Here is a 10,231-nt window from a genome sequence, read left to right on the forward strand (position 1 = left end):
CATGAGCAGCGAGTCTACTGACCGAGCTAGATCAGGACGCCACGCGCCGATGTGGCTCGGAATCGTCGGCGGGCACGAGTGGCGCCTTCGCGAGGTTCTCGATGCTCGGGTGCGTCTCCAGCCCAAGTCGCTTGTCCGCCTTGACGACGGCTTGAGCTGCTGAGATCCGCGCCGCACGCCGCGCCAGCGCAGTGTCGTCGTGGATGGCTCGCTCAGACATCCCGCTTCCCTTCGTTGCCGTCATCCTGAGCCTCGTCAACGGCCTTGTCCATCGGCAGGTCCGCCGGCGGCGTCTCCCGTCCGGACCTCACCGGACGCGATTGCCGCATCGCCGCAAACTCGTCCGCGCCAGCTTGCGTCGCGACCCCCTCCCCCACAGCCCGCAGCGCAGCCAGTCGGAGCAAGGCGGCGTCGTTGGCCGGTAGCTCGTCCTGGTCCAGCAGCATCAAGATCATGTCTGTTCCGAGCAGGCGCTCCACGGGGCTACTGCTGTGGCTCATGGTGATGGCGAACTTCGACCGGTCCCACAACGCGTTGCGCCTGTCAGCGGCGCGCTTCTGCAGGATGGCCACGGTGCTGACACCGGCGCCCAGCAGACCGACGACAAGCGCGACGAACGCGACAACGAGGGGCACTGCGTCCGGGCTCAACGGCATGACCGGGAAGCTAAATCGACCCTGCGACAACCCAGCCGGACTGTCCCCACGGCTCGAGAGCCGCTGCGATCTGCGGGGCGTCCAGCCGCCCCTCGGCGATGGCGATGACCAGGTCGTACGCCTCGCCCTCCACGAAGGGCCAGCGCGACGCTGTTGCGGTGGAGGAACAGAACCGCTGCCGTGAAGCTTAGGCGCTTGTTGCCGTCGACCAGGGCGTGGTTGCGCACCAGCGAGTGCATCAGCGCCGCGGCCTTGTCCCACATCGACGGATAGGCGTGCTCACCGAAGACAGTCGTCCTGGGTCGGGCGGGAGCCGACTGAGCAGGCCCGGTCCCGCACCTCCATGGGAGCGTCGAGAGCCAGGTCCCCGATGACGTGCAGGTCCGACAGGTCGAGGTACTTCACTCCGCGAGGCGGTCGAGCAGGCTCTTGTTCTTCGCGACGAAGTCGCGCAGGAAGGCCTCGCGCTCCACGGCCCACCTCGTCGCCCGCTCCTGGATGGCCGCGCGCGCGAACTCCTGCATGCTGACGCCCTCGGCCTCGGCGGCCCGCCGCCACGCCTCTGTCTCCTCGTCGGTCAGTTGCAGTGTCATGCCCACACGGTCATGACAGCACGCTGCGCTCAGCCGGTCGAGCCGGTTTATGTGGACAGGGCCAAAAAGCGCAGCGCCGCGCGGTAGCCCTCGACGCCGAGCCCGGTGATCGTGGCAGCGGCGACGCCGCTGATGACGCTGGTGTGCCGGAACTGCTCGCGCGCGTGCACCTGGCTGAGGTGCACCTCGACCAGCGGTGCGGTGAGCTGGGCGCAGGCGTCGCGCAGCGCGTAGGAGTAGTGGCTCCAGGCGGCGGGGTTGAGCACGACGGGGGTACGCGCGTCGGCGGCCTCGTGCAGCCAACCGACCAGCTGCGCCTCGTCGTCGGTCTGGCGCACCTCGACGTCGAGCCCGAGCTCCTTGCCGGCCTGCAGGCAGATCCCGGCGAGCTCGGGGTGGGTGGTGCTGCCGTAGATCTCCGGCTCGCGGCTGCCGAGCCGGCCCAGGTTGACGCCGTTGAGCACCAGCACCCTCACAGGTTGACCTCCGGGCCACGGTCCCTGCGGACCTGTTCGTATGCCGCGACGAGCAGCGTCGGGTCGGGGTCGTCCAAGATGCGCGGGGCGGCCAGCGCGTCGAGGACGACAAAGCGCAGCCGGTTGCCGCGGCTCTTCTTGTCGATGCGCATCGCGGCGTGCACCGCCGGCCAGTCGCCGGTGTAGCCGGTGGGCAGGCCGAGTGACTCCAGCACGCTGCGATGCCGCGCCGCCGTGGCGTCGTCCAACCGACCGGCCAGGCGCCCCAGCTCGGCGACGAAGGCCAATCCCACGGAGACCGCCGCACCGTGCCGCCAGCGGTAGTCCTCGACCTTCTCGATCGCGTGGCCGAGGGTGTGGCCGTAGTTCAGGAACTCGCGCTGCCCCTGCTCGGTGAGGTCCTCGCCGACGACCTGGGCCTTCACGGCGACCGCCCGCTCGATCAGCTCGCGGGTGTGCGGGCCGTCCGGGATCCGCGCGGCCTTCGGGTCCTGCTCGATCAGCTCGAGGATCCGCGGGTCGTGCGTGAAGCCGACCTTGACGACCTCGGCCAGGCCCGCGACGTAGTCGTGCGCCGGCAGGGTCTCGAGCGCGGTGAGGTCGCACAGGACGCCAACCGGCGGGTGGAAGGCGCCCACCAGGTTCTTGCCGGCGGCGGTGTTGACACCGGTCTTGCCGCCGACCGCGGCGTCGACCATGCCGAGCAGCGTGGTCGGGACGTGGACGACCCGCACGCCGCGCAGCCAGTTGGCCGCGACGAAGCCCGCGAGATCGGTGGTGGCACCCCCACCGACGCCGACGATCGCGTCGGTGCGGGTGAAACCGACCTGGCCGAGCACGTCCCACAGGTAGGCCGCGACCTTGATGTCCTTCTGCTCCTCGCCGTCCGGCACCTCGACCGCGACCGCCTCGTGCCCGCTCGCCTCGAGGTCCTTGCGGATCGCCTCCGCCGTCTCGCGCAGCACCGCCGGGTGCACGACGGCGACCCGCGCGCTCCTGTCCACCATGGCGGCCAGCTCGCCGAGCAGGCCGTGCCCCACGACCACGTCGTACGGGACGGTGCCGCGGACGCGGATGCGGGTCGGCTCGGTCACGGCGACGACGCTAGCGCCTGCCGGAGCGCGTCCACGACGTCCTCGGCGCTGCGCCCGTTGGTGTCCACGGCGAACGTCGCGACCTCGCGGTAGAGCGGCATCCGCTGCTCCAGCAGCATCTTGAGCTGGGCCCGTGGGTTGAGCGCGAGCACCGGCCGGTCCCTGTTGAGGCCGACGCGGCCGGTCGCGTTGCCGAGGTCGACCTCCAGCAGGGCGACGGTGTGGTCCGACAGCAGCCGGCGGCTGTCCTCGCTCAGCACCGCTCCCCCGCCGAGGCTGAGGACGCCGTCGTGCTGCTGGAGCGCCTGCTGGACCGCCATCCGCTCGAGCGCCCGGAAGTGCTCCTCGCCCTCGTCGATGAAGATCTCGGCGATCGGCTTGCCGGCGGTCGCGACGATGTCGGCGTCGGTGTCGCGGAAGCCGACGCCGAGTCGCTCGGCGAGCAGTCGCCCGACGGTGGACTTGCCGGCACCGGGCGGGCCGACGAGGACCAGGACGGGCTTCACCGGCTGGTCACTCACCGGATCGACAGCGACTTCAGGTAACTCTCGCAGTTGCGGCGGGTCTCCTCGACCGAGTCGCCGCCGAACTTCTCGAGCGCCACGTCGGCCAGCACCAGCGCGACCATCGCCTCGGCGACGACGCCGGCAGCCGGCACGGCGCAGACGTCGCTGCGCTGGTGGTGCGCGACGGCCTCCTCGCCGGTGGCGGTGTCGATCGTCTTGAGCGCCCGCGGCACGGTGCTGATGGGCTTCATGGCGGCGCGGACGCGCAGCACCTCGCCGCTGGACATGCCGCCCTCGGTGCCGCCGAGGGTGCCCTTCGTGCGGGTGAGCCCATCGTCGCCGCGCACGATCTCGTCCATCACCTGGCTGCCGCGCAGCCGGGCGGACAGGAAGCCGTCGCCGACCTCGACGCCCTTGATCGCCTGGATGCCCATCAGCGCGGCGGCGAGCTTGCTGTCCAGGCGGCGGTCCCAGTGGACGTGGCTGCCCAGGCCCGGCGGCAGCCCGTACGCCAGCACCTCGACGACGCCGCCGAGGGTGTCGCCCTCCCTCTTGGCGGTGTCGACCTCGGCGACGAGCCGCTCGCTGGCGGCTGAGTCGAAGACCCGCACCGGGCTCTCGTCGATGACGCCGAGGTCGGTCGGCGTCGGCAAGGGGGTGGCCGGGTCGATCGCCGCGCTGCCGATGCTGACGACGTGGCTGAGGACCTCGATGCCGTACGCCTGGCGCAGCAGGGCCTTGGCGACGGTGCCGAGCGCGACCCGCGCGGCGGTCTCCCGGGCGCTGGCCCGCTCCAGGACCGGCCGGGCGTCGTCGAAGCCGTACTTCTGCATGCCGACCAGGTCGGCGTGGCCCGGCCGCGGGCGGGTGAGCGGGGCGTTGCGGGCCAGCTCCTGGAGAGCGTCGGGATCCACGGGGTCCGCCGCCATGACGGTCGACCACTTGGGCCACTCGGTGTTGCCGATCCGGATCGCGACCGGGCCGCCCTGCGTGACGCCGTGGCGTACGCCGCCCAGGAACTCGACCTCGTCGCGTTCGAAGGCCATCCGGGCCCCACGGCCGTGGCCGAGCCGGCGCCGGGCGAGCTGGTCGGCGACGTCGTCGGTGGTGAGCCGGACGCCCGCGGGCACCGCCTCGACGATCCCCATCAGGGCGGGGCCGTGGGACTCCCCTGCGGTCAGCCAGCGCAACATGCGCTCAGTCTCCCAGACGGCGCGTCCCGCGGCCGAACAGATCGGCCGCGACGATCTGCACGTGCGGAGCTCCGGCCGCCTGGACAGCAGCGGCGAGGCGTGCCAGGCGCTCGTCGTCGGCACCCACCAGCTCGACCAGCCAACGTCCCACCTCCTCGGCATCGGCGTGACCGAAGCGCAGGAGCTCCTCGATGTCGGCCCAGTCCTTGGTCCTGCTGAACAGCGCCTTGAAGACGGCCAGGTCCGTCGCGCTGATGACGGGCACCGTCGTGTGCAGCATGGGCACCAGCTCGGTACGGGCCGCCACGACGGCGTGGAACTCGTCCTGCGGCAGGAACAGGTCGACCGGGACCGGCGACCGCGGCGGGCCGTCGGGATGGGGCCAGTACAACCGGACCTGCCCGGTGCGGCGGACGCTGTCGATGTCCGCCTCCGTCCAGGGCAGATCCGCCGGCAGCGCCGCGAACAGCGGCTGCGGCCGATCGGGGTCACACGTGACGTTGAGGTCGATGTCGTTGGTACCGCGGGCATCCTGTACGTGGTAGGCCAGCGCCAGGGCACCGCCGAGGGCGTGCGGGATGTCCGCCGCGTCGAGTGCTTCGTGGAGCAGCACGGCGCGCTCCAGGACCAGGAGCGGCGAGCTCACCGCCGGCGGGTGAGCTCACGGAACGGAGGCATGACCAGCGGCCCGGGAGGTCGACGCGGCAGGGCGGACGCCGTGCCCACAGCCAACTCGAGTTGTGCCTTCTGGCGCAACCGCTCATGTCCCGGTTCCACGACCGCGAGTTCTGCGCCGGTCGCCCGGATCAGGCGGGCGAGCATCTTCGCGGACGGCTGACGCGCCCCCGTCTCATAGGCGGACAGCACCGACGGAGCGACACCCGCAGCCTGGGCGAGTGCCCGCTGGCTCATGTCCGCGCGACGGCGAGCGGCCCGCAGCGTGACGGGCGCGAAACGCTCGTCCGCCTCCTGTCCGGTGCTCACGCTGCAGAGAATACGTCTCGTTCGCGGATCCGCGAAGCAGCTGAACGCACGACGCGTCCCGCGGCCGAAGAGCGTCGAGCGAGCGTGCTACTGGACGACCACCGTCTGGCGCTCGTGCACCTCGAACGGCGAGCCGTCACCGAGCTGGAGGTTCGCGAACCAGGAGCCGGTGTGGTCCTGCTGCAGGGAGATGACCAGGAGCTTGCCGGCCATCACGTCTCCGGGCGCACCGGACACCTCCTGGCCGTCGTAGACGAACGTCGCCGTCGGGTTGGCGCCGTTCTTGCCGGCGACGACCTGCTTCAGGCTGACCGTGCTCTGCGCCGCGGGTGCCGGCGCGGGCGCCGGGCTCGTGGTGGTGGGCGGCACGTAGGTGGTGCCGCCGGTCGGCGTCGAGCCGCTGCCGACGACGACCGGGGTGGTCCCGGTCGTAGGCGTCGTGGGCGTCGTGCCGGTGGTCGCCGCCCCCGCGGCGGGGGCCCCCCCCGCCGGCGGCTGGACATAGAGGGCCCGGAAGGGGTTACGGCCAAGAGTGATCTTCGAGGCAGCGGGGAGCTTGGCGGCGGGCGTCGGCGTCGCGACCGGAGCCTCCGCACGCGGACCGCGGGCAACCGGGACGAACTCCTCGAACTCGTCGTCGCTACCACCCAGGAAGAGGAAGGCGCCGGCGCCGAGGACGACCGCGGCCAGCGCACCGAGTGCGACCACCTTCTTGCGGCTGCCCGAGGACTCGGACTCCTCGACCGGGTCCGTCGACAACTGCTCGGCAGCGCCGAACCGGTTGAACTCGCTCATCGTCGTCTCCTACGTCGCCGGGGCGACAACGGGCGTCGCGGCCGGGCGGTTGGCGGCCAGGAAAACCGAGCCGGTGATGGTGGAGGTGAGGGTGCGGCCGTCCTCGGTCGAGCCGGCCTTGTCCCCAGCCGTCGGCGAGCTGCCGGGCGCGAGGGTGAGGTTGGTGACCCGCATCGCCCGCGGCAGGTTCTCCAGGTTGGCGATGAACTGCGCCACCTCGAAGTAGCCACCGACGACGTTGATCGCGACCGGGATCTCGGCGAGGGCACCGGCCGGTCCGGCAGCGCCAGCGGCGGCCGCAGCCGGATCGGTGGGGGCGGCGGGAGCAGCCGGGGCGGCCGCAGCGTCTGCGGGCGCGGCGCCGGCAACCGGGGCGGCCGCGACCGGTGCCGCGACGGCGACCGGCGGGCCGGGGGTGACGGAGACGAACTCCACGCCGGCCGAGGTGCTGGCCGCGGTCAGCGCGCGGATCAGCGCCGGCAGGCTCGGGTTGTCCGGGATCTTGGCGGCGACGCGGGCCAGGTCGGCCTGCTTCTTCGGCAGGTCCTTGGCCTGGGCCTTGAGGACCTCCAGCTGGGTGCGGAGGCCGGCGTTGGTCGACTCCTGGGAGGCGGCCTGCTCGCGGACGGCGGCGGCCTCGGCGCGCTTGGGCGACACGAGCAGGAACCAGCCGCCGGCCATGACCGCCAGGCAGCCGAGGACGGTGAGGGCGACCCACTGCTTGAGCTTGTCCATGTCAGCCTCCGGCCGGTGCGGTGTAACGCTTCGACAGGGCATCGGTCGTCAGCGTGACGGTGGAGGTGAAGTTCACCGTCTTGCGCGTGCCGATGAGGGCCTCAGTCGAGTTCGAGAAGTACGGGTTGGCGTAACCCTTCTGCTTGGCCAGTGACTCCAGCCACACCGCCACGTCGTCATGCTTGAAGCCGACGCCGGTGAAGGTGACCGTGCCGATGCCGGGCTCGGTGGAGCCGAGGGCCGGCGGCACCGCGGCCTGCGCAAAGGAGATGTTCTTGACCCAGACGTTCTCCGGGACGCTCAGCGACAGGTCGTTGAGGAACTGCGAGTAGCGCACCTCCTCGCCCATGGCCTGCGTGAGCATGGCCTCGGCCGCGGCGGCCCGGGCGTACACCGCGGTGACGTCGGCGTACTTGCCCTTCTCGGCCTGCAGCTGCGTGCCGGTCGCGGTGGCGGTCGCCAGCTCGGCGTCGGCGTCGCTCAGGCTGCCGGTGGCGCCGACGTAGAGCAGCGCGACGGCGCCGACGGCGGCGAGGACGCCAGCGCCCAGACCGAGCTGGATGCGGCGGAAGCGCGCCTGCTCGGCGATCTCGGGCGGGAGCAGGTTGACCTTCGGCAGGACGACATGGCCGGTGCCGACCGGCTGGGCCGTCTCCTGCTGGATGTCGGACAGGACGCTCATGACGCCACCCCCAGGGCGAGGCCGACCGGGACGGTGACCATCGGCTCGACGTAGGCGAGCTGGTCGGCGGTCAGGCCGGTCTTGCCGATCTTCAGAACGGACATCGGGTGGGCCACCTCGACCGGCAGTCGGGTGGCGGCGGTGAGCCGCTCGACCAGGCCGGACAGGCGGGAACCGCCACCCGAGAGGACGACGCGGCCGATGCGGGCGGCGCCGGGCTGGGCGAGGTAGTAGTCGAGCGAGCCGCGCACCTCCTCGACGAAGGCGGCGCCGGTCTGCTCGATGGCGCGGTTGGCCGGGTGCGCCTCGGCCTGGCCCGGGATCAGGGCGAGGCCGGTGTTCTGCTTGACCGACTCGGCCTGCTCGGCCGGGACGCCGAGCCGCTCGGCGACGGCGTCGGTGATGTCGCCGCCGCCCATGAGCAGGATCCGGACGAAGCGCGGGACGCCGCCCTGGTGGACGACGATGTTGGTGACGCTGGCGCCGACGTCGACGAGCGCCTCCGCCTCGACGGCGAACCCGGCGCTCGAGGTGACCTGCGAGCGCAGGACCGCGAACGACGTCAGGTCGACCATGGAGGGCGAGAGGCCGGCCTTGTTCACGGCCTCGATCGCGCTGCCGACCATGTCGCGCGCCGCGGCGACCAGCAGGACGCGCAGCATCCGGCCGCCGGCGTCGTTGGTGAACTCCTCGAGCGGGTGGAAGTCCAGGATGGCCTGCTCCACCGGCATCGGGATGTAGTCCTGCACCTGGAAGGCGAGCGACTGGCGCAGCTCCTTCATCGGCAGCCACGGCAGGTCGACCTGGCGGACGACCACCTTCTGGTTGGCGACGCCGACGACGACCTTCTTGGTGCTGAACTTCGCCTGCGCCCACAACTGCTTGATGGCCCGGGCGACGGTGTCGGCGTCGATGACCTCGCCGTCACGCACGGCGCCGAGCGGCAGGGCCACCTGGCCGAACCGCTCGAGCCGGGCGGCTCCCTTGCCCAGGCTCAGCTCGGCGGCCCGGACGCCGGAGGTACCGATGTCCAGACCCACTACTGGTCTTCCTGCCACTGCACGTCCCCTCAGGCAGCGGCCTGTCGGCCGCGGAGGTCCGGCGGGGTGTCCCGTCGGTGTTCTAGGGACGCATCGGCCGGTCGAGGTCGGGGCTTGAGGAAGTGGGTGACGTAGAGTGAGCCAATCGGCCGAGCGATTCGATCAGACGCCGACGATCTGCACCAGATCGTTCAGGCCGACGAAGTCGTCCGGGTTGCGTGTGTAGAGCGGCAGACCGTTCGCCAGTGCTACGGCAGCGATCTGGAGGTCCAGGCTGCGGCCGCGTGGCCTCCGGCCGGCAGAGAGCACGCCGACGTAGATGCGGCCGAAGGCCCGGGCGGCCGCGACGTCAAAAGGTAACGGCGCGAAGTTGCCTTCCGCCCAGGCGACACGCTGCTGACGAAGCGCCCGCTCAGCCGGGTCCGACGTGGCATGCGGCCCGGCTGACAATTCGGCAAGCGTCACAGTGCTGATGGCACCGTCGTCCGGTAAGGAGGCTGCCGGAAGCGCCAGGAAGTCGATCACGACCGACGTGTCGAGCAGTCCGCGTCCTGTCATGCTCGGGGTTCGATGCTCTGGTCCAAGATGGCGTCCACGTCGGCCCGGAACCGCTTCGCGTCGATGCGTCCCAGCGAGGCTGCCGAACGCATCAGTTCCTCACGCGGGACGAAGGTTCTGCGCGTCAGCGGCGTCAGCTCGGCCAGCGGCACGCCGTTGCGCGTGACGATGAAGGACTCGCCGGCCTCGACCGCGCGCATGATCGCCCCGCTTTCGTTGCGGAGCTCACGCTGACTGATCGTCCGTGCCACACCGCAACTGTAGCGCCGGTGCTACGGCACGGCTCAGACGCCCGTCAGGTCGAGGTAGCCCTGCGCCAGCTCGGGGCCGACCAGGATGGCGATCAGGGCGCCCAGCAGCATGAAGGGCCCGAAGGGGACGGCCGTCTTGCGGTCGCCCTTGCGGAGTGCCATCAGGGCGATGCCGAACACGCCGCCGAGGAAGAAGCCGAGGAAGAGCCCGACGGCCAGGACACCCCAGCCGAGCCAGGCGGTGTACAGGCCGAGGATCCCGGACAGCTTCACGTCGCCGAAGCCCATGCCGGCCGGGTAGGCGAAGCAGAGCGCGAAGTAGACGGCGAACATCGCGGTGCCGCCGAGCAGGGCGCGCAGGAAGTCGCCGGACTCGGAGCCGGCCAGGGCCGCTGCGCCGAGGAGGACCGCAGCGACCGGGTAGCTCGGCAGTGTCAGCGCGTCCGGGAGGCGCCTGCAGTCCAGGTCGATGAGCGCGAGGGCGAGCCCCACGGCCGCCAGGTAGAGGTAGGCCGGCAGGACCGGGTCGAGCCCGAAGCGCAGCGCCATGATGACGAATAGGCCGGCTGTGGCGAGCTCCACGAGCGGGTAGCGCGGGCTGATGGCCGCCTGGCAGTTGCGGCACCTGCCCTTGAGCAGCAGCCAGCCGGCCCCCGGGGCGGTGTGCC

17 protein-coding genes and 1 pseudogene are annotated in these 10,231 nt (G+C 71.6%); all 18 read right to left on the reverse strand.

All coding sequences use genetic code 11. The features are described 5' to 3' along the window. Positions 1 to 31: 31 nt before the first annotated feature. Entirely contained in the window at positions 32 to 220 is a 189-nt protein-coding gene (locus WD794_05955) for a hypothetical protein (protein ID MEX2289855.1), read from the reverse strand. Beyond that, positions 213 to 656 (reverse strand): hypothetical protein, encoded by a 444-nt coding sequence (locus WD794_05960; protein MEX2289856.1) that lies wholly within the window; start codon positions 654 to 656, stop codon positions 213 to 215. The genes WD794_05955 and WD794_05960 overlap by 8 nt, the downstream gene beginning before the upstream one ends. A 10-nt stretch (positions 657 to 666) precedes the next feature. After that, the gene (locus tag WD794_05965; GenBank protein MEX2289857.1) at positions 667 to 789 is read right to left on the reverse strand and encodes a hypothetical protein; all 123 of its coding nucleotides are present in this window, start codon (positions 787 to 789) and stop codon (positions 667 to 669) included. 4 nt (positions 790 to 793) lie between these two features. Continuing rightward, a pseudogene (locus WD794_05970) lies at positions 794 to 1,001 on the reverse strand (Fic family protein). A gap of 56 nt (positions 1,002 to 1,057) precedes the next feature. Next, positions 1,058 to 1,249 carry a CopG family transcriptional regulator gene (locus tag WD794_05975; GenBank protein ID MEX2289858.1) on the reverse strand — a complete coding sequence of 64 codons (192 nt, stop codon included), beginning with the start codon at positions 1,247 to 1,249 and terminating at the stop codon, positions 1,058 to 1,060. Positions 1,250 to 1,296: 47 nt separating this feature from the next. Continuing rightward, complete coding sequence (gene aroQ / locus WD794_05980; protein MEX2289859.1) at positions 1,297 to 1,725, reverse strand: type II 3-dehydroquinate dehydratase; 429 nt, start codon at positions 1,723 to 1,725, stop codon at positions 1,297 to 1,299. After that, complete coding sequence (gene aroB, locus WD794_05985; protein ID MEX2289860.1) at positions 1,722 to 2,819, reverse strand: 3-dehydroquinate synthase; 1,098 nt, start codon at positions 2,817 to 2,819, stop codon at positions 1,722 to 1,724. Before aroB ends, aroQ begins: the two co-directional genes overlap by 4 nt. Then, positions 2,816 to 3,325 (reverse strand): shikimate kinase, encoded by a 510-nt coding sequence (locus WD794_05990; GenBank protein ID MEX2289861.1) that lies wholly within the window; start codon positions 3,323 to 3,325, stop codon positions 2,816 to 2,818. The genes aroB and WD794_05990 overlap by 4 nt, the downstream gene beginning before the upstream one ends. Before the next feature lie 11 nt (positions 3,326 to 3,336). Beyond that, positions 3,337 to 4,518, reverse strand: coding sequence for a chorismate synthase (gene aroC, locus WD794_05995; protein MEX2289862.1), 1,182 nt, complete (start codon positions 4,516 to 4,518; stop codon positions 3,337 to 3,339). Between the two features lie 4 nt (positions 4,519 to 4,522). Next, positions 4,523 to 5,164 carry a nucleotidyl transferase AbiEii/AbiGii toxin family protein gene (locus WD794_06000; GenBank protein MEX2289863.1) on the reverse strand — a complete coding sequence of 214 codons (642 nt, stop codon included), beginning with the start codon at positions 5,162 to 5,164 and terminating at the stop codon, positions 4,523 to 4,525. Further along, positions 5,161 to 5,502: a helix-turn-helix transcriptional regulator gene (locus WD794_06005; protein MEX2289864.1), complete on the reverse strand. Its 342-nt coding sequence runs from the start codon at positions 5,500 to 5,502 to the stop codon at positions 5,161 to 5,163. Before WD794_06005 ends, WD794_06000 begins: the two co-directional genes overlap by 4 nt. An 87-nt stretch (positions 5,503 to 5,589) precedes the next feature. Continuing rightward, entirely contained in the window at positions 5,590 to 6,297 is a 708-nt protein-coding gene (locus tag WD794_06010; GenBank protein MEX2289865.1) for a hypothetical protein, read from the reverse strand. A 9-nt stretch (positions 6,298 to 6,306) separates the two neighbouring features. Then, on the reverse strand, positions 6,307 to 7,032 hold the full coding sequence (pilO, locus tag WD794_06015) for a type 4a pilus biogenesis protein PilO (GenBank protein MEX2289866.1): 726 nt from the start codon (positions 7,030 to 7,032) through the stop codon (positions 6,307 to 6,309). Between the two features lies 1 nt (position 7,033). Continuing rightward, a complete protein-coding gene (locus WD794_06020) occupies positions 7,034 to 7,714 on the reverse strand; it encodes a PilN domain-containing protein (GenBank protein MEX2289867.1) in 681 nt (226 codons plus the stop codon). After that, positions 7,711 to 8,754, reverse strand: a complete 1,044-nt coding sequence (pilM, locus tag WD794_06025; protein ID MEX2289868.1) for a type IV pilus assembly protein PilM — start codon at positions 8,752 to 8,754, stop codon at positions 7,711 to 7,713. The genes WD794_06020 and pilM overlap by 4 nt, the downstream gene beginning before the upstream one ends. A gap of 162 nt (positions 8,755 to 8,916) precedes the next feature. Then, the gene (locus WD794_06030) at positions 8,917 to 9,312 is read right to left on the reverse strand and encodes a type II toxin-antitoxin system VapC family toxin (protein ID MEX2289869.1); all 396 of its coding nucleotides are present in this window, start codon (positions 9,310 to 9,312) and stop codon (positions 8,917 to 8,919) included. Further along, positions 9,309 to 9,563 carry a type II toxin-antitoxin system prevent-host-death family antitoxin gene (locus tag WD794_06035; GenBank protein ID MEX2289870.1) on the reverse strand — a complete coding sequence of 85 codons (255 nt, stop codon included), beginning with the start codon at positions 9,561 to 9,563 and terminating at the stop codon, positions 9,309 to 9,311. The genes WD794_06030 and WD794_06035 overlap by 4 nt, the downstream gene beginning before the upstream one ends. Positions 9,564 to 9,596: 33 nt before the next feature. Continuing rightward, a partial coding sequence (locus tag WD794_06040) for a prepilin peptidase (GenBank protein ID MEX2289871.1) occupies positions 9,597 to 10,231 on the reverse strand: 635 nt, incomplete at its 5' end.

Source organism: Mycobacteriales bacterium (assembly GCA_040902655.1).
In the GTDB taxonomy this organism is placed as follows: domain Bacteria; phylum Actinomycetota; class Actinomycetes; order Mycobacteriales; family SCTD01; genus SCTD01.